Below are 21,920 nucleotides of genomic sequence, written 5' to 3'. Positions count from 1 at the left end.
TTACCCAATTATAAACCTTATAAATAGGTCTGTATTTATCACCTAACACTATTAGGTACAAACCCAGCTGACGAGGACAGTCCACTTATTATGGCAGCTAACGCATTTTCACAATTAAAAACGTACTTAGATACACAAATTATTGGCCAGCCAGAGCTTACTCAAGCGCTACTTATTGCAATTTTAGCTGATGGTCATTTATTAGTAGAAGGCCCCCCTGGTCTTGCAAAAACACGTGCAGTTAATGCACTTGCAAAAGGCATTGAAGGCTCGTTTCAGCGTGTACAGTTTACGCCAGACTTATTACCTGCTGATGTAACAGGTACCGATATTTACCGCCAACAAACTAGCGAGTTTGTATTTGAAAAAGGCCCTCTTTTTCATAACCTAATTTTAGCTGACGAAATTAACCGCGCACCAGCCAAAGTACAATCAGCATTATTAGAAGCAATGGCTGAACGCCAAGTTACCGTAGGTAAAAACACCTATCCGCTTAGCGAGCTGTTTTTAGTTATGGCTACACAAAACCCGCTAGAGCAAGAAGGGACTTACCCGTTACCAGAAGCACAGCTGGATCGTTTTTTACTGCACCTAAGTATTGGTTACCCTGGCGCAGAGCATGAGCTTGATATACTGCGCTTAACGCGCGGCGAAGCACTTAACGAGCAACAGCCGGTATTGCAAAAAATTAGTCAAAGCGATTTATTCGCAGCGCGAAAAGAAATACTAGGCCTTTATTTAGCAGAGCCGCTTGAGCAATACCTAGTACAACTTATTATTGCCACCCGTGAAGGCGCTAAATTAGATGCGCAACTAGGTAGCTGGATTGAGTTTGGTGCAAGTCCGCGTGCAACAATAGCACTTGATAAATGTGCTCGTGCTCATGCATGGCTTCAAGGCCGCGACTTTGTAGCACCTGACGACATTCAAGCTGTTGTGCATAACGTACTGCGTCATCGCATTATTTTAAGTTACGAAGCCCAAGCCGATGGCATTACTAAAGATCAAGTAATAAGCCGTATAGTTGAACTTGTAGCCGTACCATAAGTTATGCAAAAACAATTAGAATCCCAAGCATGGCTCAAACAGAGCCATAGCCACGGTGTTAATTTAGCACTCAAAGAGCTGATGTATTACAAAGCCAAAGCGCAATTGCTTGAACTTGCCCCTAAGGTAAAAATAAAAAATACCTTAACAGGGCAATACCTTGCACCGCACAAAGGCCGAGGAATGGAATTTGCCGAAGTGCGACATTATCAGCAAGGTGACGATATTCGATCTATTGATTGGCGAGTCACTGCGCGTACCGGCGAGACTCACACAAAGCTCTTTCAAGAAGAAAAAGAGCGCCCTGTGTTTGTATTTACTGATTTTTCAAACTCAATGCTGTTTGGCTCAAAGTTACTATTAAAGTCGGTGCAAGCGGCGCACATAAGCGCCCTTGTTGCATGGTCGGCGTGTCAGCGCGGCGACAGAATTGGCGGTATTGTGTTTAATCAGCACTCGCATTTGGAGCTAAAGCCCAGCGCCCGTGAAAAAGCCGTGCTTAAGCTTTGTCATAATTTATGCGACAACCACCAGCAAGCGCTCAACAATATTGATAAAACAGCCACTAACAACTTTAGCGATAACCTAAAGCGCCTTAATCATTTAGCAAAACCAGGCAGCTTAGTGTATTTGGTGTCTGATTTTAACGCTCTCGATGATGCCAGCTTTAAGCAACTCGAAATATTAAGCCGTCACTGCGAGCTTATTGGTTGCCACATAAGCGATCCGTTTGAGCATCAGTTACCTGCGTTTAAGCAAGCTGTCACCGTTAATGCAAATGGTCAAGACTTTGCCCTACCATTAATGGATAACAACTTTAGAGAACGCTTTGCTAAAAATGCTGAGCAAGCATTTAGTACGCGCTTTAATCGCTTAACTAAATCGGGTCTTAATTTAATATCATTCAATGCAGCAACACCGCTTGAGCTGCAATTAGTGAGAAAATAACCATGCAAACCAATCCACTCGATGGCCTGCACGATATAATAGCGCCAAGCCAAGTTAATTGGTGGCCACTCGCCCCTGCTTGGTGGGTTATTATTGCACTGCTGTTTTTAGCACTGTGCGCAGCTATTTATATATTTTACAAAAAACATAAATTTAAAAAGCCTAAACGCTATGCAATACAATTAAGCCAAAGTGAGCAAAGCCCTCAGCAACTGCATATTATTTTAAAACGTTTAGTGATTGAATATTACGACAAGCGCCTTGCTGCGCAATCTACCTCTAAATGGTGCACAACACTTACTACGCTTACCGGTTTAAGCTTTAGCGAACAAGAAATACTAAGCTTGTATAACCCCAGCCAAAAAGATACAACACTGTGCAATAAATTTCGCCAAGGTATTAAGCAATTTAAAATAAAGGAGTCAGTAAATGTTTGAATTTAGCTGGCCATGGTTATTTTTATTACTACCTTTGCCTTTATTACTTTTACTATTAAAACCCGCTGCAAGTAATGCCAGCACGCGTTTACGTATACCCAGTTTTGCAAAACACAATTTAACCAGCCAAAGCATTGAGCCACATGCACGACGTTTAAATCCTTTTGAGTGGGTAATTTGGTTATTACTTGTTACTGCCGCTGCTAATCCAACATGGTTAGATGAGCCAATCTCATTGCCAAACGAAGGCCGCGATATAATGCTTGCGGTCGACTTATCAGGCTCGATGACCGAACAAGACATGGCTTACAATGGCCAATATGTTGACCGCCTTACCATGGTAAAAGCCGTACTTAGTGACTTTATAGAGCAGCGCCAAGGCGACAGGCTTGGGCTGATATTATTTGGCGATACCGCGTTTTTACAAACCCCGCTCACGCGCGACGTTAAAACAGTAAGTAAAATGCTCAGTGAAGCGCAAATTGGTTTAGTGGGACGCGCAACAGCCATTGGTGATGCATTGGGCCTTTCGGTAAAACGCTTTGCCAATAAAGATGAAAGTAACCGTATTGTGGTGCTATTAACCGACGGGCAAAATACCGCAGGCAATCTAAATCCAGAAGATGCACTACTGCTAGCTCGCGAAGAAGGGATTAAAGTGTACACCATTGGTGTTGGCTCAGATAATCCGCGCGGTTTTAGTCTCTTTAATATGGGTGGCTCTAGTGGCAGTAATTTAGATGAAAGCTTACTTAAAAAGATTGCCGAGCAAACTGGCGGGTTATACTTTAGAGCTAAAGATGTAGCAGGCCTTCAACAAATTTACGCAGAGCTTGATAAACTTGAACCTATTAGCGCTGATGAACAAACATTTCGCCCACAAAGTTCATTATTTTACTACCCGTTACTTATTGCCATTTTACTTATTAGCTTAAAAGTAATGCTTAGTACAATGCGTGCATTAAAGGAGCCAAACTAATGGATTTTGAATTTATTCGCCCTGCTCTTTTATGGTTACTCATACCTGCTGTGGCATTATTTTTTGTCGCCTTAATTAAGCATAAAAAAACGACTAGTGAGCAGCTAATTGCACCGCATTTAGCACAATTTATAATGAGCGAAGCAAACACTAAAGCCAGCCAGCCACTTTGGTTAGTTGCTTTGTTTTGCAGCCTTGGCATTTTATTTAGTGCAGGGCCTAGCTTTGAGAAAAAACAAGTTCCTGTATTTCAAAGTAAAAGTGCCCGTGTAATTGTTATGGATATGTCGTACTCAATGTACAGCACCGATATTTTACCAAATCGTTTAATGCAATCACGCTTTAAAGCGCTTGATATGATTGAGCTGTTTAAAGAAGGTGATACCGCGCTTGTAGCTTACGCAGGCACGGCCTACATAATATCGCCGCTAACAAATGACGCCACAACACTTAGTAATTTAATTCCAAGCTTAAGCCCTGAAATAATGCCAGACAAAGGCTCAAACGTTTTAGCCGGTCTTGATATGGCCAAAGAGCTATTAACGCAAGCGGGTTATATTGATGGCGACATTATTTTAGTGACCGACGGTATTGACCAACAAGAACAAAGCGACGTAAGTAGCTTTACCAGTAACACCCAATATAGATTAAATATATATGGCGTAGGCACCGCTCAAGGCGCTCCAATTAAGTTACCTGAAGGTGGTTTTTTGAAAGACAGATACGGCCAAATTGTAGTACCTACACTTAATGCCAGTCAGCTTAAAAATTTAGCATCGAGCAGTGGTGGTAAATTTGCTAGTTACCAACCTAGCAATAACGACATAAATACGTTTGCTCCAAATGCACAGAGTGAATTATTGAAAGACGAAAAACAAAGCCATGCGCTTTGGCGAATAGATGCAGGTATATACGGACTCTTGTTATTACTGCCATTTGGCTTGTATTTATTTAGACGCGCTGCCTTGTTAGGCGCATTTTTAGCTTTTGGCTTTTTACCGCAGCAAAATGCGTATGCCGTAGAGCTCCCCACTCTTTTGCAAAATGCAGATCAGCGTGCATTAGGGGCTTACAATAATAAAGAATACGATGCAGCAACACAGGCTCAATCGAGTGAGTTAAAAGGCGCTGCGCTTTACCAGCAAGGTAATTTTGATGCTGCACTTAGTGAGTTTAGTAGTGATAAGTCGGCTAGCGGTTTATACAACTACGGTAATGCCCTCGCCAAAGCTGGCAAGCTTGAGGAAGCAATTGAAGCTTACAAACAAGCCCAAACCTTACAAGACGACTTTACACAAGCAGCTGATAACCAAACTTTAGTTGAACAATTACTAAATCAACAAGAGCAACAAAACCAGCAAGATCAGCAAAGCGACGGCGACGACTCTCAAGACCAAGATGATAGCCAGAAAAAAGATGAGCAAAACCAAGGGCAAAATTCTGATGAGTCAAAACAGGATCAGCAACAAAATGGTGATAAAAGCGATTCTGAAAAAGGCGAAAACGAGAGTCAAAACCAAAGCGATGAAAAATCTGATAAAGAATCAGATAAAGAGTCTGAACAATCAAAAGATCAACAAGGTGAGCCAGGCGAGCAATCAGACAAGCAAAATGAACCTGATATGCAAGCTCAGCCACAAAGTGAGCAAGGGAAAAATAAAGACGCTGACCAGCCTAAAGAAGACGATCAGCAACAAAGTAAGCCACAAGCGATGAGTGAGCAACCTGCCACTGATGAGCAAAAACAAAATGCTCAGCAACAAGCCATGCAAGCCCAAGCAAGTGAGCTCACTAATGAAGAAAAAGAAAAAGCACAACAGCTTAATCAACTACTTAGAAAAGTCCCGGACGATCCGGCTATTTTATTACGGAATAAAATGCAATTAGAAGCCCAAAAAAGACAATATAAACGTCGCCCTACAGGAGTCGAAAAATCATGGTAATGCGATTATTTTGCTGTTTATTGCTATTAAGTGCGATGCCTTCGTGGGCTGCCACCAAATTAGAAGCCAGCGTAGATAAAAACCCTGTTTTAGCGGGTGAATTTTTTATGCTTAATATATCGGTGGACGATACAGTTAAAGGCGAGCAACCAGACACCTCATCGCTGTTAAAAGACTTTGTTGTAGGGCCTACTAGCTTAAGCTCTCGTACCAACATTATTAATGGCAGCATTAATAAACAAACCACGTGGTCAGTTAAATTAATGACCCGTGCAAAGGGCAATTACACAATTCCTGCATTTAACGTTGCAGGGTTAACCTCACAGCCTATTAAATTAAAAGTGGCAAAACGCTCAGTTGATGCAGATAAAAATAACGAAATATTTTTAAAAACGTCGCTCTCAAGTAATTCACTATTTGTCCAAGAAGCCGGTGTTTACACTATTAAGCTTTACCTTGCCAAAGAACTGCTTGATGGCAGCTTAAGCACACCAAATATGGAAGATGCTCAACTAACCCAATTAGGTAAGCAAACTGAGAGCTATGAGCTTGTTGATGGTAAACGCTACCTTGTTATTACTCGCGAGTATTTGATTCAGCCACAAAAAAGTGGTGCGTATACTATTGCAGGCCCCGCTTTTCAAGGACGTGTACAACAAAATTATCGTCAGTTAGAAGTGTCAGCTCTTGGCGACGATCAGCAAATAGAAATAAAACCAATTCCGGGTGATTACAAGGGCGCATGGTTACCAAGCGAGCTGGTTAATCTTGATGAAGAATGGCAACCTAATGACAACACCGTAGAAGTAGGTACACCTATAACACGTAATATTACGCTTACCGCGCTTGGGGTTACAAAAGAGCAATTACCTGAAATCTCTATGCCTACCATTGATGGCATACGCAGCTACCCAGATAAAAAAGAAAATAACAATGCAGTACGTGACGGGCGAGTTGTATCGCAGCAAACTGCATCGTATGCATTACTGCCGCAAAAGCCAGGTACTTACACTTTACCTGAAATAAAGCTGCCTTGGTTTAATACTAAAATGAACCGTATTAGCGTAGCTACATTACCAAAGCGTACTATTACAGTAACGCCAAGTACTACCGCGCCTAATACAGCCATAGCAAACCCACAACCCAGCACAAATAATTCACCTACTCTTGAAAATATTTCGAATGAAGCAACTGGTACACAACCTATTGAAACTAAAAGTGATACTCCTCTTTGGTTAATAGTTGTTGCCGCTTTAGGGTATATTTTATGGATTGCTACTGTAATTTTTTACTTAATAAGCCGTTCTACTAAAAATACGACTGAAAAATTACAGCTAAATACCCGTGGTACTTCTCAGCCAAGCTTAAATGAGCTTAAAGCATTAGCCAAAACACACGATGTGAAAGCCTTTTACACCGCATTAAATAACTTTTCTGTAAAGGTGACCCATAAAAATGTTGGCGCGATTGATGAGCTTTGCATCCGCGTAAACAGCAGCGAGCTTAATGGTCTCATTAGCCAATTGCAGGCACAACTTTACAGTAATAAAGGCGCAAACACGGATCTTAATGCTATTATTAAAATTCTTGAGAACTATCAAACTCAAGCATCAAAGTCGCAACAAGCTGTATTAAAAGACCTTTATGATTAATAACTACGATACTCAGGTCTTTTTTTGCAATAACTAATAATTTTTAATTAAAAAAGTGCTTATGCTTGGAAAGAAAAAATCAAACAATCAGGTCTTAATCGATATGGCAGAGAAACAAAAGCGTTATGAAGCCTTGGTCCACGTTTACAATAAAGAGCTTTATCGCTTTGCTTATTGGTTATGCCGTGATCCGCACATAGCAGATGATTTAGTACAGGAAACGTTTTTACGCGCATGGCGTTCACTCGACTCTTTACTTGATCAAAAGGCAGCTAAACCCTGGCTGCTTACTATATTACGAAGAGAAAACGCACGCCGATTTGAACGTAAACAGTTTGATTACAGCGACGTAGAAAACGATACGCTTGTTGATGAAACCAGCCATTCATTAGATGATGAAATGGAGCAAACGGTTATCCAACGCCAGATTGCTCTGCTATCTGATGAATACCGAGAGCCATTATTACTGCAAGTTGTAATGGGCTGCTCTGGTGAAGAGATTGCAGGCATACTTAATTTAAATAAAAACACGGTAATGACTCGTTTATACCGTGCCCGAAATCAACTTAAAGAGGCTTTAAGCCGTGATGATGAACAACTTAAAGGGGCATCAAAATAATGGATGAACTTGAGTTTCGTCGCCGCACTATTGCGCAGCCAAACGACATTGACAAGGAGCTTATGGAGTTTGCTAACAATAACCCAGAGCGACAAAGTTTTATTAACGATATGAAAGATTTTGATAAATTTTTACAAGATTCTTTAGATATACCTGTACCTGAAAACCTTGCAGACCGCATTCTTTTAAACACATCGTTAAAAGAAAAAGCACTCCAAGAAGAACAAGCTACAGGTAAAAACGTGGTTGATGCTCGATCGCGTTTTAAGTTTGATCGCGTACACCTTGCGTTAGCAGCGTCTTTTGTAGTGGCGATTAGTGCCTTCTTTTTTAGTACAGAGCAAAATATTGCACACGAAGCGGGTGAGCATGCGCTTGCCCATGTGTACTACGAAATTAATGCGCTTGATAAAAAAGAGCCCATTAGCCTACAAAGCGTTAACGATAAATTAGCTGTTTTAGGTGGTCACATTGATGAACTTCCAGGCGATGTAACGTACGCTATGTTTTGTGATTTTAAAGGCGAAAAAGGACTGCATTTGATATTTGAGTCTGACTTTGGTCCTATGACGGTATTTATAGTACCCTCTGAAAATAAATCATTTGGTTTTGGCGATGATAATTTCAAAGATGAGCGCTTCGAAGGTCATATTAACCGAGGCTCACAAGCAGATACTATTTTAGTGGCAAGTGTTGGAGCACCTCTAAATACTTATAACGAACGCGTTACTGGCGCTATACGCTGGTTATAGCATATATGCCGCTTAGTACTTACTAGGCGGCTTATTTATTATCAATTTTTTCTTCACCGAATTTAAAAAACGATTGATTTACCACGCCCTGTAGCTTCAGAGGCGGCATCTAATTGACCCTCTTTATTAATAATAACGTGTAAATCACCAAAGTGATTCTCATCTATGGTGTAACCCATCTTTATAAGTTCTGCTTTTACACCATCGGCTAAGCCTATGTGCGTTCTAATTATATTTTTAGGCCACAGTTGATGATGAAAACGGGGACTATTTACAACCTGCTCTGCAGTCATATCAAACTCTACCGCATTTAAGATAGATTCGTACACAGAGCTAATAATGGTTGTACCACCAGGCGAACCTGTCACCATTTTAACGGTGTTGTCTTTAAGTAGTATTGTAGGAGTCATAGAACTCAACATACGCTTGTGTGGCTGTATTTCATTAGCTTTACCGCCTATTGCGCCAAACACATTCATAACGCCTGGTTTGGCGCTAAAGTCGTCCATTTCATCATTTAAAATAAATCCCGCACCTTCAACAACTACACCGCTACCAAACCCTAAGTTTATTGTGGTGGTATTTGCTACAGCGTTACCCATTTTATCAACGATTGAAAAGTGCGTAGTTTGCTCACTTTCTTTAAGGCCCGGTTTAATATTTTCGGTAGTAGCGATAGCAGTTAACGAAATGCCATTACTGCGCTCTTTAAGGTAGTTAATATTAGTTAACGCGTTTACTGGTACATCAAAAAAGTCAGGATCGCCTAAATACTCTGCTCTATCTGCAAATACACGTTTACCTATTTCAGAAAGTAAGTGCACATACTGAGTAGAGTTATGCGCTAAGCCTGCATCTGGTTTTTGTAACTCATACATTTTGAGCCACTGTAAAATAGCAATACCACCTGAACTCGGCGGTGGTGAAGTAAGTACTTCATAACCATTCCAACTTGCTTTAATGGGGGTTCGTGATTTAGCTGTATAATTTTTTAAATCATCTTGATTAATAATACCACCATGCTGGTGCATAAATTTAGCAATAATATTTGCAGTTTCGCCTTTATAAAATCCATCTTGGCCGTTATCACGAATACGCTTTAGCGTAGCCGCTAACTCTGGTTGCTTAAAGACTTTATTGGCTTTTACATCAGCAAAATATTTTTCAAAGTTTACATTTATTTTTTGCTCTTTTAGATGGGCAATATAACGGCTAACACCTTTTGCTAACTTAGGCGGAACAACAAACCCTTGCTCAGCCAACGTTACAGCAGGCTGTACTAGTGCTTCCCACTTTAAAGTCCCGTGCTTTTGATGGGCAAGCCACATACCCGCTACACTGCCAGGTACACCGCTTGCGTGAATGCCATATATTGATTTGTTTGCAATAACATTACCTTGCTCATCTAAATACATATCACGATGAGCCGCTGTAGGCGCTGTTTCACGATAATCTATAAAATCGCCTTTGCCATCTTTTTGAATAAGCATAAACCCCCCGCCGCCAATATTTCCGGCTTCAGGAAGCGTCACTGCAAGTACAAATTGTGCCGTAATAGCCGCATCAACAGCATTACCGCCTTGCTCTAATATACTTTTAGCAGCATCGGCACTGAACGAGTCAGGCATTGCGACCGCGCTTTGCGCTAAAGGCTGCGCCAAAACACTAAAAGTAGTGAACTGTAAAACCAGTACACTTTTGACGATTAATTTACGTGGTGAAAAAAACAATCCCATACAACATCCTTAATTTATTATTTTTGTTGCCCATATTAATGCACGCCACTTAAGGACAGGTCAATCTTTATGCTGTTGATATTTAATCATCTTCAAACTTTTTTTGAATAAAGTACCGCGGGTAAGTCGCCTTGCTCATCTGAATGTGTATAATTTTTTATAAATTGCAGGCCTAACTTTTTCATTATTGTTATAGACGCTGTATTATCTTTTAGTGCCGTTGCGCTTATCGCTTTAACGTCATCTTGCTTAATAAGTTCATCACATAATGCTAAAGCCGCCTCGGTTGCATAACCATGCCCCCAACTCGCTTTTTTAAAGCGCCAACCTATTTCAATATCGCTGTAATTTGGTGCATCACTAAAGAAATCAATAGGTCTTATTAATACCCAGCCAATAAATGTATTGCTTTGCTTTATAGCGATACTCCACAGCCCCCAGCCTTTTAGCTCATTTCGATATGCGAGCATACGAGGCACTCCCTCATTTTTTATTTGATCTAAAGAGGTAGGCACACCTCGCGTTAAATACTGCATTACGGCGGGGTCTTGGTCGAGTTCAAATAATTGAGGCCAATCGTGCTCACTCATTAATTTAAAATTTAATCGTTTTGTTACGGGGGCGTTCATTTTCATTGTTGTATAGTCTGCCTCGAATTAATTATCAGTCTCTAAAGGAGATAGCACATGAATAAATTAGCAGGTTTAGCTTTATTAGGCACTTTAATTACATTAACTGGTTGTGAAGATGCCAACGAAGTAAAAGAAGATGCAAAAGATAAAAGCGCACAAATGCAAGAAAAGCTTGGTGATGCATGGAACGACGTTAAAGAGACAACTAACGATCTTAAAAATGATGAGTCTTTAAACGAGCTATTAGAGCAAAGTAAAACAATGGGCTTAGACATGTACGACGACGGCAAAGAGATTGCGGTTGATGCATGGATTAAAAGCAAAGAAGCTGCTGGCGAGTTAACTGAAAAAACCAAGCAGAAAGCGCAAGAAATTGCTGACGAAATTGAGCAAGCGCGTAAAGAACATAACGAAGGTTAATTTAACTTTCGATAATAAAAAAGGAAAGCCTCGGCTTTCCTTTTTTGTTTTAAGCAGTTTAGCCCTAAATATGTGTTTACATATTTAGGGCTTATAAGCTCAAATTAACCTTTGTACTTACTCATAACTAAAGTCGCGTTTGTGCCACCAAAGCCAAAGCTATTAGACATTACAGTATTTAACTCAACGTCACGACGCTCAGTAATAATATCTAAACCTGTCGCTTGCTCATCTAGCTCATCAATATTAATTGAAGGCGCTACAAAGCTGTGCTCTAGCATCAATAATGAGAAGATAGCTTCGTGAACACCTGCAGCACCGAGGGCATGACCCGTCATTGCTTTAGTTGCGCTGATCATTGGTGACTTACCACCAAACACTTCTTGAATCGCACCTAGCTCTTTAACATCGCCTACAGGCGTTGATGTGCCGTGCGTATTTAAGTAATCAATACTGTCTACATCTTGCATAGCTTGGCGCATACAACGTGCTGCACCTTCGCCAGATGGAGCAACCATGTCGTAGCCATCTGATGTTGCACCGTAGCCAACAATTTCAGCGTAAATATGCGCGCCACGTGCAAGTGCATGTTCAAGTTCTTCAACTACAACAATACCGCCGCCGCCAGATATAACAAAACCATCGCGATTTGCATCGTATGTACGAGATGCTTTTTCTGGTGTTTCGTTGTACTTAGTAGAAAGTGCGCCCATAGCGTCAAATTCCATTGCCAATGTCCAGTGCAGTTCTTCACCGCCACCAGCAAAAACAACATCTTGCTTACCTAATTGAATTTGTTCTACTGCATTACCAATACAATGTGCAGATGTTGCACATGCAGAGCTAATTGAATAGTTAACACCTTTAATTTTAAAGGGTGTTGCTAAACAAGCAGATGTAGTGCTCGCCATAGTGCGTGGCACCATATAAGGCCCTACACGTTTTACGCCTTTTTCACGTAAAATATCAGCAGCTTCTACCTGCCATTTCGACGAACCACCACCAGAACCAACAATAATACCCGTGCGCTCATTTGATACTTGGTCGTCAGACAAACCTGAGTCTTCAATTGCTTGAGTCATCGAAATATAAGAATATGCAGCAGCATCGCCCATAAAGCGCATTGCTTTGCGGTCAACATGTGCTTTAACGTCAATATCAATTTTACCCGATACGTTACTACGTAACTTATAATCGGCAAATTCTTGGTTAAAAGCGATACCGCTTTTGCCCGTTTTTAACGATTCTAATACTTCTTCTTTGTTGTTACCAATGCTTGATACAACACCGATACCTGTAATTACAGCTCTTCTCATGGGTAATTCCCTTAGCTTAATACTTAATTGCATTCTATTTTACGCGAATTTAATCACCTAAGTGGTCAGCTTTCTAGCGTACACTTGTACTCTGAACTGCTAGCTTATAAATAACGCCAGACTATTACAAAGAAAACCCGTAAAATAATTAAAAATATATCTATAAATTTAAAAAATATGATTAAAAACGCACATAGTCACATTAATAATTTAGGTACACCTTTGACTAATAACTCCGGTGATATTTATTTTTCTAATGACGATGACTTAGCTCAATCGAATTGTGTGTACTATGAGCAAAATAATATAGATGCACGATTACAAAATCATGACCAATCACATTTTGTTATTGCCGAAACCGATTTTGGCACCGGTTTAAACTTTTTAAATACGTGGCAACGCTTTAAAGACCACCTTGAGCGGATGCAAGTTCAAAATGAATGTGAAAAAAGCGTAAAACGCCTACACTATATTTCGTTTGAAAAGTATCCCTTAACATTAACTGACTTAAAAAAAGCATTAACCGCTTGGCCTACCTTAAGTTATTTTAGTAAGCAATTAACAGTAAACTACCCAATTAATTTAGAAGGATGCCACCGGCTCGAATTTAATAATGGCAGTGTTGTTCTCGATTTATACTTTGGTGATGCGCTTGAATCAATAAAAGCAATGAGCTATCCACAAACAGGTATTGTTGATGCTTGGTATTTAAATGGGCTTGAGCCAAGTAAAAATCCTGATATGTGGCAGCAAAGTTTATTTAACTCCATGGCTGATATATCAAGAGCTAATGCAACCTTATCGACTTTTACTGCCGCTGACTTTGTTCAACGAGGATTAATAGAGGCTGGCTTTAGCACTAAAAAAGCCAAAGATTTTAATCAAAGAGAAGATATCCTTATTGGCCAACTTAAACATGTTAATAACGCTCAATCACCCCCCGCTTATTTTAATCAAGATAGCAGCACTTTAAAAAACGTAGCGGTCATTGGCGGTGGTATTGCCAGTAGCTGTATTTTATACAGCTTGGCTAAACGAGGCATAACCAGCCACTTATTCTGCCAAGATGAAAAGCCTGCAATGGGGGCATCGCACAATGTGCAAGGCGCTATTTACCCTCACCTACAGGCTAAAAACTCGCCGCACAGTGAATTGTTTGCACATAGCTTTTTATACGCCAAACGCCTATATAACAACTTACTTAGCAGTGGTTTTAGTTTTGATTATGATTGGTGCGGCGTATTACAACACGCAGTGAAAAAACCTCTAGCTGATAAGCACGAAAACTTAGCACAAAAGCAACTGTGGCCAACGCAGCTAATGCGTAACGTAACCGCAGAGCAAGGCGATGAAATAGCCGGCGTAACGACAGGTTATTCAGGTGTGTATTTTGAACAAGGCGGCTGGATTAACCCGCCGCAATTAGTAAACGCTATGCTAAGCGCTGCAAATAGCATAAACCCATTCATAAGCGTATTTAACTGCAATATAAAGCAGCTTAAAAAAACTGATGGCAGTTGGTTTTTATTAACGAATGATGAGCAATTAGGCCCGTTTAGCGATGTAGTTATTTGTGCAGGTGAGCACAGCGATGCATTTGAGCAAACAAAAGCGCTACCTATAGTGGGCGTACGCGGTCAGGTTTCACATATTGAGGCAAGTGAGCAATCACGCAAACTTAAAACAGTGCTATGCCATAAAGGATATTTTACACCGGCTTATTTAGATCATCACTGTATGGGTGCCACATTTGAAAAAAACACTAAAAGCCGCCAAGTTACAGCGATCGACAACCAATTAAACCAAGAGCAACTACTTAGCTTTTATAAGCAAAGTGAATTTGCCTCCACCCTTGGCAATATAAACTCGGCAAAAGCGGCTGTTCGCTGCACATTTATAGATCACCTGCCAATGGCAGGGCAATGGTGCGAGCAAAGTGATTATATAATGGCTTTTGCTAATCTACGTTTAGGTAAACGCTACCAATATGAGCAACTTAATAAACCACAACAAGGCCTGCATATTTTTACCGGTTTTGGCGCACGCGCGTTGTGTAGCGCACCGTTAAGTGCAGACCACCTCGTAAGCTGTTTAAATAACGAACCCCGCCCATTAAGCGAACGTGTAAGCCAAGCGATTCACCCTGCCCGGTTTATAGTGCGAGATTTAATTCGTAATAAAATTTAAATGAGGTATGCACATTAAAACAATAGATCTAATGTGCATATAAATTAAAACATAATTTATTTTGAACTAGACAACCTTTCAACTAATTCAACACGGCGATTTAGTTCACGACCTAAATCATTTTTATTAGTTGCAACGGGTGAATAAGGACCCGCTCCTTGAGCTAATAATCTTGCTTTTGCTATCCCATAATCAGCAATTAATGCGCTAACAACCGCATCTGCACGGCGCTTTGAAAGGTTTAAATTATAATCAGGCGAACCTTTATCATCGGTATGACCAACAACATATAAACTCAATTTTTTATTTTTTTCCATAACTTCAGCAATAATATCTAACGCCTCTTTAGATTCAGCTTTGATAGTGGCTTTATCATAATCAAATAAAACACCGTAAATAGACGCATTTCCTTTTTGCTCTAACTGCTCAAGTACTTTATCACTATTCGTTTCTATTAAGCCTGTCACTAAAGGCTCTGTACGAGCAACTAAAAGCTGAATACGGGAATCGCCATTATAGTTACCGATAAAAAAAGCAACGTAGGTAGTTTGCTCATTTACAGTGTTTTTCATGACTTGATATCTAGGTTCGCGAAAGTAGTTATAAACAGATTTAATCGCCAACTTATCGCCTAATGCTTGAATCTCTTTTCTTTTTATACCGCATTCATCTTTTTGACAAGAAAATACACTTTCAAAACCTTCTTTGGTTAAAGCACTCACATAGTTATGATAAATTTTTAACGTCGATACTTTATTAGCAATATAAGTAATTCGCGTTAAATCCCCAGTAACATCAAGCACAGGAGTGGCTTTCGTTTTTTTATCAAATTTGCCAATTGGAATACTAAATTCCTCATAATCAACATTTTGATAATCCTCAATATAGCTACCAGGGTAGCGACTTAATAAAGGATGATCTGCAGAACCTTTAAGATCTTCATGTGTAGATTTTTTTATTTTATTACTAAATTTTTTCTTGAATGCTTCAAAATCAGCTTTTATTAGCCCCGTTTCAATTTCTTTAATATTAACTGTCGTCAAAAGCACTTGTGTCGTATTTTTATATTGTCCAACAAATAACGAAATGGCAGCTTCAGGAAGATCTCCTTTCGTTGCATAAATATAATGTGGTTGCCCGTAATAACTAGAAACGTTGAAATAGCTCGACTCCTCAGCCAGCAATTTATCTTCTCGCCTGCCATAACAGTCACTTAAAGCGCATGTATACAAAACTTTAAATCCAGCATCACTTAAAGCGTTTTTGTAGTTTTCCATTACCTTTAAAGAAGCAACATTCTTTACTTGATAAGAAAAATGACTTACATCACCAATAAATGTTTTATATTCAAACTGCTGAGATTTTTTTAGCGCAGGGTTAAAGGCTGATACAAACTGTGCTTCTTCACCCTCTAAAATGACTTTATTCTCTAGTTTTGCATCGGGATAAGCCGTTAATAGTGGCTTTGCTTGCAGGTTAAATACGCAGCACAGGTAGGTAGTACAAATTAAAAGTACTTTGATAATATTATTTTTCATAGAAATTCCTTTTAAAGTATTAATTTACATTAGCACTATGCCTAATGAGCAAACTTAATTCAACGCTCTTTATTTGCGTAACTTTTTCAAACTTCAATGTATAACTGGAGTGCAGCCATATTACGATTTGTGTAATGCGTCGCTTAATAAGCTGTTTAAATAACGAACCCCGGCCATTAAGCGAACGTGTAAGCCAAGCTATTCACCCTGCCCGGTTTATAGTGCGAGATTTAATTCGTAATAAAATTTAAATGACATCGGTGCTTATTGAGGTAAAATAAGTACCAATAAAAGGAATTTATTACTCAAAGGACTCTAATGAAAACTTTAGCATTTTTAATAATATTGCTATGCACTCTATCGTTTAACGCACTCAGCCAAAACGTCACTGAAATCCCACTTCCTGAAGAATTTGTTACAACGATGGACGTAGCAAGCGAATACCCAATGGTACGCACTGGTTATTTAACGGATTCAATTTCTGATATCACTCGCTTTTATCAGCAAAAATTGGGGGAACCTTTAAAAATAAATGGCAATAATACATATCGCACTTTGTTTTATAATTACCAAGAACGTAAAGTACGTATTAGTCTATACCGCCGTAGTTATGTGACCGAGGTGAGTATAATGGTTGAATAAAAAGGTCTAAAAAAACACTCCCAGAGCAGCTAATTTTAATACTCAGTTAAGCATCGCACTTTAATTAAAGTATTTTTTGAAATTAGCTCATTTAAACTCTTTTTTACCCTTTAAAAATAATCCCCTACCCCAAGGTCTGTTTGTAAGCACATTACTTTTACTATTTATTGGAAGGAGTTAATTATGAGTAAGACCCTAATTATTGGCGCAAGCGGACAAATAGGTAAAATGACAACTGAGCTACTTTTAGAAAATGAGCAAAATGTTGTGGCATTAGTGCGCGACAAAAATAAGCTAAGCGATTTAAACAGCTCTTTTTTAACTATTGTTGAGCAAGATCTTGAAGGCGATTTTGGTGATGCAATGAAAGGCTGTGACCAAGTGATTTTTGCTGCTGGTTCTGGTGGAAGTACAGGCGATGATAAAACTGTACTCATTGATTTATGGGCTGCAACAAAAGCAGCTACATTCGCTAAAGAGCACGGCGTTAACCACTTTATTATGGTCAGTTCAATTGGTGCTGACGATCCAGATTCGATTCAAGGTGATTTAAAACCTTACTTAGTTGCTAAGCACATGGCTGACGAGCACCTAATAAATAGTGGTTTAAATTATACCATTGTTCGCCCAGGTACTTTGACTGACGATAGCGCTTCAATGCAAGTAACTACGCAGCAACCAAGCGATCGTTCAGAAGCTAAAATTAGCCGCGAAAATGTAGCCAATGCATTATTACATATTGCGACCAACTCATTTATTAGTAACCGCATTTTTAAGTTGTTCGACGGCGACAAGCCAATTAAAGCTGCTGTAAAATAAACGTTATTATTTAACGACGATTACTCCACTTTTACTAGTGGAGTAATACTTTTACACCTTGCCAACCAAGTTGCAGGGTTAATAACGTTAAAACGACTCTAAAAATACGCTTAAATTTATCCCCAGACATCCTTTTAAGTAATTTAATTCCTAACCAAGTTCCTACAGCGCCACTTATTAACATAGCGATTACAAGCGGTATCCATTGCCAAAAACTAAAACCAACAGCGCCATAAATTATCGCTTTTAATAAATGCTGCACACTCATAATGCTCGAAAACGTTGCCGTAAATTTTAACTTTTCGTAATTATTTATATATAAACAGCTACCAACTAATGGGCCACTTGCCCCGACAAACATAGAAATAAAAGTAGTTATTCCACCGGCGACCATACGCCACACCTTAGAGGTTAATTTTATAGGTGGCTTTTTACCCCACAGTAAGTAAATAACAAAAATAGCGACCACTAACTTCATGGCATCAAGCGATATATCATCAATTACAAAACTTGATAACCCCGCCCCTACTAAGCCGCCTAACGCAAAATATACAAACATGCTTTTATCAATATGCTTAAAGCTGAGTAAAAGTCTATTTGCATTAGAGCCAAGCTGTACTAAACCATGCACTGGCACAACAACTGCCATAGGCATAAACGACGCCATAACAACAAGCAGCATTAATCCGCCACCAGCACCAAATGCAGCAGATATAAAAGAAGTAAAGCCAGCGGTGATCATTAACAATAAAAACAAAAATAAAGACATGCTGTCGGGAAATAAAAAATCCATAAAACTCCATTGCCTATTTAAATACTTTTAAGTCGCAGTATTTAAATAATAAAAAAGGTACTACACACATTTATAGCCACTTTATCAGCCTCTACCTCAGGCTATGTACTATGTTGCGTTGTTTTTGCACTTTGTTTGCACATTTAACAAATATTATACATTCAACTTCATTACCGGATATTTTTGATGAAAAGATTTAACACACCAATTTTAACACCACTTGCAGTGTGCATACTTACACTGAGTTTAGCCGCCTGTAACGGTAGCGATGCTGAAAGTACAGTTGTAACTGAAACAACCACCGATGAGGGAACTACAACAGATACTTCAACCGATTTTGTTGTAGAAGTCGACCCTTTTAACTTTGAAAGCGATGCGCTCATTTCATCAATTACCACTCAAACATGTACGCTAAGTAACGGCGATGAAGCCTCATGCTATAAAATTGATATAGCAGGTGCGCCTTCAAATTACGAGATTGGTGTATTTTGCCCTCGAAATATCACCTCAACAGCTGACGAAGCTGGTATTTGGTTTGATGGCACCGGTGAGGTTTACGATATAACCGGTGACTTTATTTTAAATCTACCAACATTATATAACGATAGTCATTGGCAGCTATACGACGAAGGTACAGGCCTTGTAAATGTAACCGACACACAAGAATCGTGTGATGGCGCTGCACGCCCAAACGTAGAAGAACAATACCAAAACCACTGCGTAGAATGCTCTATTGATTATGTGGATGGCGGTATATCAGAGTCATTTTTAATTCCAATAACGCCTGTTGCAACCACTCAAAATAGCAGTATTGGTAACGCCAATGTGGGTGTTGCTCTCAATGGTGTTGTACTTGCTGCACCCGCCCCTGTTGATGCTATTTTAGGCGCATACACTATTGCCGCTTTTGATGATTGCGCTGGGCATATTAACTTAGTAGCAGGTTATCACTACCACGGTGAAGCAGGTTGTAGCCAAACACAAATTCAATCAGACGGTCATGCCGCCATGATGGGTTATGCACTCGATGGATTTGGTATATTTGGCATGCTTAACGAAGATGGATTAGAACCCACTGATTTAGACGAATGTAGAGGCCACACCGACGATACACGCGGTTACCACTACCACGCAGCCGATGTATCTGAAAACATGTTTATTGGTTGCTTTAAAGGTGCTACCGCAAGATAAGTCGCATTCTGGCTAAATAATTAACTGAGATACTAATGAAAATATTTAACGTAATAAAAGCACTAACAACTGGCTTTTTACTTGCTACTTCATGCTCAGCCCTAAGTCATGCAGGCCACGGTTCAAATGCGCCTTGGGAAGCATGTGAAGCAAAAGCCATTAATGAAGATTGCAGCTACACAAGCCATGATAAAAAAGCGACAGGCACATGCCAAGCGATGAACAAAGTACTTATGTGCGTTCGAAATAAGCCACTTGAAACATTAATAGACAAAGCAACCCAACCAGCAAGTGCTCAAAAGCAATCAGTTAAATCACTCGCTAAACTATAAAGTAAAATAACAGCTACACGCCAAAGCCTTAACGCTGTTTGTTAAGGCTTTTTTAATTACAAATTATTAGAAAGCATCACCTTTATCTGTTAAATTAACTTTGTGTATCAAATAATAAAAATAAAATTCCAAAAATGGAATTACACAAGCAAGGTACCAACGTGAGCGCCACATTTAAAATTGTTTTTAATGGTCAGTTATATCAAAATACTGACCTTACCTCTGCCCAAGAACAACTCAGCCAACTTCTTAATATTCCTCATAATATTGTTGTTCAGTTATTTGATGGAAAAGCTTACGCTTTAAAAAAAGACTTATCGAGTATTGATGCTGTTAAAACAGAATCCTCACTTAAAAAGCTAGGTTTGATTACTAAAGTAGAACCTCAACTAATTACTGTAATCTCTCAATCTCAAAATAATCAAATAGCACTCACTGAGCACAGTAAAAATACAGATAAACACATTAGTGAAAGTACTGAAGGCAAAAGTATCTCAATACAAAGTGAACGCCTAGATACGGGCAAAGCCCCAAATACAGCTGCAGCTATTAAGCAAAGTTATAATAAATATAAACTACTGCGTAACACTTTAAAAAGCGCATTGTACTTTTGCTATAGCGCACTTTGTATTATTACCTTAATAGGCGTAGTGATCAGTGTTAATGCACTGAAAAACAACTTTGGCATTCTAAATAACGGAACTACAAATAACACAACTACAAACAACTTAAGTTACCAAAATTATAAACAATATTTGATTGATCAAAATAGCCTAAATCAACCAGCACAAAAAGTAACAAACGAGCGAACAACTAACCCTACACAGCAAAAAAGTAATGAGTACTTTAGACGCTTTTCATCGCTAATAAATAGCTACGCGCAAACTACCGGGCAAGCTGATATAAAAACGATGGGGGGTGACAAATTACAACAGCACCTGCAAGAGATAGACGACCTAGGCCCTAAAAATGAATTTTGGCAGCAACTGATACAACTTTCAAAAAGCTTAGATAACGATAAGCACGCAATAGGGATGCTAAACAATACTGACCCCGCCAAAGTACAATGGATAAACGCGGTAGATTGGATCAGCCAAAGCTATATTAGGCAACATCAAAACTCGCAAACTATAAACAACTCTCCTGTCGCTACCTATGAGCCAAGTAACCCTATACTTAACCTAACGTTGTTAATAAGTATGCTGTCATTATTTAGCCTGCTTGTAATTGCAATAAAAATGAAGCTACGTGCAATTAGAATTTCTTAAACTTTATTTTCACTTTATAAATTCCATAAAAAAACCCGCAAATTTGGATTAACAAATTTGCGGGTTTCTTATGGTTTTCGAATAACGAGTTCAAAAACCTTTATTGGTGGAGCTGGGGGGATTTGAACCCCCGTCCGAAAAGCCTCGACCGTCGGTACTACATGTTTAGTATTGTCATTTAATTAACCTTTAAGTCCCGGACAAACACGGTAAATAAAGGCGAGGCCGCTTAGTTTTAGCGCTTCAACCCCGGCCAGGGTTTCCGTCGCGATCAGGTGTTAGGGTGACACTCCAAAATCCAGTCCACAAGAATACATGGAAGGAGCGCTAGCCAGCCTAAGCTGCTAGAGAGTAGTTATCGTCGTTTGCGATTACTTTAGGTTGCGGCTGTTTAACGAGGCAAACCGCACCTCGACATGCACCTTGGGCTTCTTGAATTCCGTCGAATCCTAATCAGCCCCTGAATTAGTAACTCAATTCAGAGCGTACAAACAGTATAACTGAGTAAAGTACTGATACTCAAGGCCTAGTAACGCTTTATTTTAGTTGTATATGTCAATCGCGCGTTAAGTAAGCAAAATTTAGTTTATGCAAGCCTATATAAACATTTACTTAACAATGTGTTTAACCTGTGTTCAAATGAGGAGTTAAGGTTTTTGCTATTTCTAA

Annotated in this window: 20 protein-coding genes and 1 other RNA gene; 15 read left to right on the top strand and 6 right to left on the bottom strand. The window is 39.4% G+C overall.

From position 1 onward, the window contains the following. Positions 1–90: 90 nt before the first annotated feature. The 8 genes from BW142_RS15995 to BW142_RS15960 all read left to right on the top strand — a co-directional run bounded on the left by BW142_RS15995 (position 91) and on the right by BW142_RS15960 (position 8,377). Positions 91–1,047: a MoxR family ATPase gene (locus tag BW142_RS15995; RefSeq protein WP_024598407.1), complete on the top strand. Its 957-nt coding sequence runs from the start codon at positions 91–93 to the stop codon at positions 1,045–1,047. A 3-nt stretch (positions 1,048–1,050) separates the two neighbouring features. Continuing rightward, positions 1,051–1,995 carry a DUF58 domain-containing protein gene (locus BW142_RS15990; RefSeq protein WP_024598408.1) on the top strand — a complete coding sequence of 315 codons (945 nt, stop codon included), beginning with the start codon at positions 1,051–1,053 and terminating at the stop codon, positions 1,993–1,995. A gap of 2 nt (positions 1,996–1,997) precedes the next feature. Further along, positions 1,998–2,432 (top strand): DUF4381 domain-containing protein, encoded by a 435-nt coding sequence (locus BW142_RS15985; RefSeq protein ID WP_076925493.1) that lies wholly within the window; start codon positions 1,998–2,000, stop codon positions 2,430–2,432. Next, a complete protein-coding gene (locus BW142_RS15980) occupies positions 2,425–3,411 on the top strand; it encodes a VWA domain-containing protein (RefSeq protein WP_076925492.1) in 987 nt (328 codons plus the stop codon). The genes BW142_RS15985 and BW142_RS15980 overlap by 8 nt, the downstream gene beginning before the upstream one ends. Beyond that, on the top strand, positions 3,411–5,354 hold the full coding sequence (locus BW142_RS15975) for a VWA domain-containing protein (RefSeq protein ID WP_076925491.1): 1,944 nt from the start codon (positions 3,411–3,413) through the stop codon (positions 5,352–5,354). Before BW142_RS15980 ends, BW142_RS15975 begins: the two co-directional genes overlap by 1 nt. Next, positions 5,348–7,006: a BatD family protein gene (locus BW142_RS15970; RefSeq protein WP_076925490.1), complete on the top strand. Its 1,659-nt coding sequence runs from the start codon at positions 5,348–5,350 to the stop codon at positions 7,004–7,006. Before BW142_RS15975 ends, BW142_RS15970 begins: the two co-directional genes overlap by 7 nt. A gap of 61 nt (positions 7,007–7,067) precedes the next feature. After that, the gene (locus tag BW142_RS15965) at positions 7,068–7,625 is read left to right on the top strand and encodes a sigma-70 family RNA polymerase sigma factor (RefSeq protein WP_032827217.1); all 558 of its coding nucleotides are present in this window, start codon (positions 7,068–7,070) and stop codon (positions 7,623–7,625) included. Further along, on the top strand, positions 7,625–8,377 hold the full coding sequence (locus BW142_RS15960; protein ID WP_076925489.1) for a DUF3379 family protein: 753 nt from the start codon (positions 7,625–7,627) through the stop codon (positions 8,375–8,377). The genes BW142_RS15965 and BW142_RS15960 overlap by 1 nt, the downstream gene beginning before the upstream one ends. A 62-nt stretch (positions 8,378–8,439) precedes the next feature. On the opposite strand, the gene ggt is transcribed toward BW142_RS15960, so the two are convergent. Then, positions 8,440–10,113, bottom strand: a complete 1,674-nt coding sequence (gene ggt / locus BW142_RS15955) for a gamma-glutamyltransferase (RefSeq protein WP_076925488.1) — start codon at positions 10,111–10,113, stop codon at positions 8,440–8,442. 92 nt (positions 10,114–10,205) lie between these two features. After that, positions 10,206–10,748, bottom strand: coding sequence for a GNAT family N-acetyltransferase (locus BW142_RS15950; RefSeq protein ID WP_076925487.1), 543 nt, complete (start codon positions 10,746–10,748; stop codon positions 10,206–10,208). 51 nt (positions 10,749–10,799) lie between these two features. Between BW142_RS15950 and BW142_RS15945 the strand changes: the two genes are divergently transcribed. After that, entirely contained in the window at positions 10,800–11,165 is a 366-nt protein-coding gene (locus BW142_RS15945) for a hypothetical protein (RefSeq protein ID WP_008169794.1), read from the top strand. 104 nt (positions 11,166–11,269) lie between these two features. On the opposite strand, the gene fabB is transcribed toward BW142_RS15945, so the two are convergent. Then, a complete protein-coding gene (gene fabB / locus BW142_RS15940; RefSeq protein WP_004335606.1) occupies positions 11,270–12,481 on the bottom strand; it encodes a beta-ketoacyl-ACP synthase I in 1,212 nt (403 codons plus the stop codon). Positions 12,482–12,658: 177 nt separating this feature from the next. Here fabB and mnmC point away from each other — a divergent pair, with 177 nt between their 5' ends. Further along, a complete protein-coding gene (mnmC, locus tag BW142_RS15935; protein ID WP_076925486.1) occupies positions 12,659–14,668 on the top strand; it encodes a bifunctional tRNA (5-methylaminomethyl-2-thiouridine)(34)-methyltransferase MnmD/FAD-dependent 5-carboxymethylaminomethyl-2-thiouridine(34) oxidoreductase MnmC in 2,010 nt (669 codons plus the stop codon). A 56-nt stretch (positions 14,669–14,724) separates the two neighbouring features. Here mnmC and BW142_RS15930 read toward each other — a convergent pair whose 3' ends face one another. Then, entirely contained in the window at positions 14,725–16,206 is a 1,482-nt protein-coding gene (locus BW142_RS15930) for an OmpA family protein (protein WP_076925485.1), read from the bottom strand. A 318-nt stretch (positions 16,207–16,524) separates the two neighbouring features. Between BW142_RS15930 and BW142_RS15925 the strand changes: the two genes are divergently transcribed. Beyond that, positions 16,525–16,848 carry a hypothetical protein gene (locus BW142_RS15925; RefSeq protein ID WP_076925484.1) on the top strand — a complete coding sequence of 108 codons (324 nt, stop codon included), beginning with the start codon at positions 16,525–16,527 and terminating at the stop codon, positions 16,846–16,848. Positions 16,849–17,031: 183 nt separating this feature from the next. Beyond that, positions 17,032–17,667, top strand: a complete 636-nt coding sequence (locus tag BW142_RS15920) for an NAD(P)-binding oxidoreductase (protein ID WP_007581997.1) — start codon at positions 17,032–17,034, stop codon at positions 17,665–17,667. 34 nt (positions 17,668–17,701) lie between these two features. Here BW142_RS15920 and BW142_RS15915 read toward each other — a convergent pair whose 3' ends face one another. Further along, on the bottom strand, positions 17,702–18,460 hold the full coding sequence (locus BW142_RS15915; RefSeq protein ID WP_076925483.1) for a sulfite exporter TauE/SafE family protein: 759 nt from the start codon (positions 18,458–18,460) through the stop codon (positions 17,702–17,704). 186 nt (positions 18,461–18,646) lie between these two features. On the opposite strand from BW142_RS15915, the gene BW142_RS15910 reads away from it, so the two are divergent. From BW142_RS15910 to BW142_RS15900, 3 genes are all read left to right on the top strand, one after another. Then, positions 18,647–19,651, top strand: coding sequence for a YHYH protein (locus BW142_RS15910; protein ID WP_076925482.1), 1,005 nt, complete (start codon positions 18,647–18,649; stop codon positions 19,649–19,651). A gap of 35 nt (positions 19,652–19,686) precedes the next feature. Beyond that, positions 19,687–19,983, top strand: a complete 297-nt coding sequence (locus BW142_RS15905; protein ID WP_076925481.1) for a hypothetical protein — start codon at positions 19,687–19,689, stop codon at positions 19,981–19,983. Positions 19,984–20,144: 161 nt separating this feature from the next. Beyond that, positions 20,145–21,251, top strand: a complete 1,107-nt coding sequence (locus tag BW142_RS15900) for a hypothetical protein (protein WP_253188824.1) — start codon at positions 20,145–20,147, stop codon at positions 21,249–21,251. Positions 21,252–21,355: 104 nt separating this feature from the next. Here the strand turns inward: BW142_RS15900 and ssrA are convergent. Beyond that, positions 21,356–21,712: a transfer-messenger RNA gene (ssrA, locus tag BW142_RS15895) on the bottom strand. Between the last annotated feature and the right edge of the window lie 208 nt (positions 21,713–21,920).

The organism is Pseudoalteromonas sp. EB27 (assembly GCF_001974875.1).
In the GTDB taxonomy this organism is placed as follows: domain Bacteria; phylum Pseudomonadota; class Gammaproteobacteria; order Enterobacterales; family Alteromonadaceae; genus Pseudoalteromonas.
The sequence above is the reverse complement of the archived record's forward strand: the minus strand, read 5'-3'. Positions and strand labels throughout refer to the sequence as shown.

Coding starts and splice junctions, on each gene's coding strand:
- BW142_RS15925 (WP_076925484.1), top strand. CDS start 16,525: ATGAAAACTTTAGCATTTTTAATAATATTGCTATGCACTCTATCGTTT.
- mnmC (WP_076925486.1), top strand. CDS start 12,659: ATGATTAAAAACGCACATAGTCACATTAATAATTTAGGTACACCTTTG.
- BW142_RS15975 (WP_076925491.1), top strand. CDS start 3,411: ATGGATTTTGAATTTATTCGCCCTGCTCTTTTATGGTTACTCATACCT.
- BW142_RS15980 (WP_076925492.1), top strand. CDS start 2,425: ATGTTTGAATTTAGCTGGCCATGGTTATTTTTATTACTACCTTTGCCT.
- BW142_RS15920 (WP_007581997.1), top strand. CDS start 17,032: ATGAGTAAGACCCTAATTATTGGCGCAAGCGGACAAATAGGTAAAATG.
- BW142_RS15930 (WP_076925485.1), bottom strand. CDS start 16,206: ATGAAAAATAATATTATCAAAGTACTTTTAATTTGTACTACCTACCTG.
- BW142_RS15910 (WP_076925482.1), top strand. CDS start 18,647: ATGAAAAGATTTAACACACCAATTTTAACACCACTTGCAGTGTGCATA.
- BW142_RS15990 (WP_024598408.1), top strand. CDS start 1,051: ATGCAAAAACAATTAGAATCCCAAGCATGGCTCAAACAGAGCCATAGC.
- BW142_RS15960 (WP_076925489.1), top strand. CDS start 7,625: ATGGATGAACTTGAGTTTCGTCGCCGCACTATTGCGCAGCCAAACGAC.
- BW142_RS15995 (WP_024598407.1), top strand. CDS start 91: ATGGCAGCTAACGCATTTTCACAATTAAAAACGTACTTAGATACACAA.
- BW142_RS15950 (WP_076925487.1), bottom strand. CDS start 10,748: ATGAAAATGAACGCCCCCGTAACAAAACGATTAAATTTTAAATTAATG.
- BW142_RS15970 (WP_076925490.1), top strand. CDS start 5,348: ATGGTAATGCGATTATTTTGCTGTTTATTGCTATTAAGTGCGATGCCT.
- BW142_RS15915 (WP_076925483.1), bottom strand. CDS start 18,460: ATGGATTTTTTATTTCCCGACAGCATGTCTTTATTTTTGTTTTTATTG.
- fabB (WP_004335606.1), bottom strand. CDS start 12,481: ATGAGAAGAGCTGTAATTACAGGTATCGGTGTTGTATCAAGCATTGGT.
- ggt (WP_076925488.1), bottom strand. CDS start 10,113: ATGGGATTGTTTTTTTCACCACGTAAATTAATCGTCAAAAGTGTACTG.
- BW142_RS15985 (WP_076925493.1), top strand. CDS start 1,998: ATGCAAACCAATCCACTCGATGGCCTGCACGATATAATAGCGCCAAGC.
- BW142_RS15965 (WP_032827217.1), top strand. CDS start 7,068: ATGCTTGGAAAGAAAAAATCAAACAATCAGGTCTTAATCGATATGGCA.
- BW142_RS15945 (WP_008169794.1), top strand. CDS start 10,800: ATGAATAAATTAGCAGGTTTAGCTTTATTAGGCACTTTAATTACATTA.
- BW142_RS15905 (WP_076925481.1), top strand. CDS start 19,687: ATGAAAATATTTAACGTAATAAAAGCACTAACAACTGGCTTTTTACTT.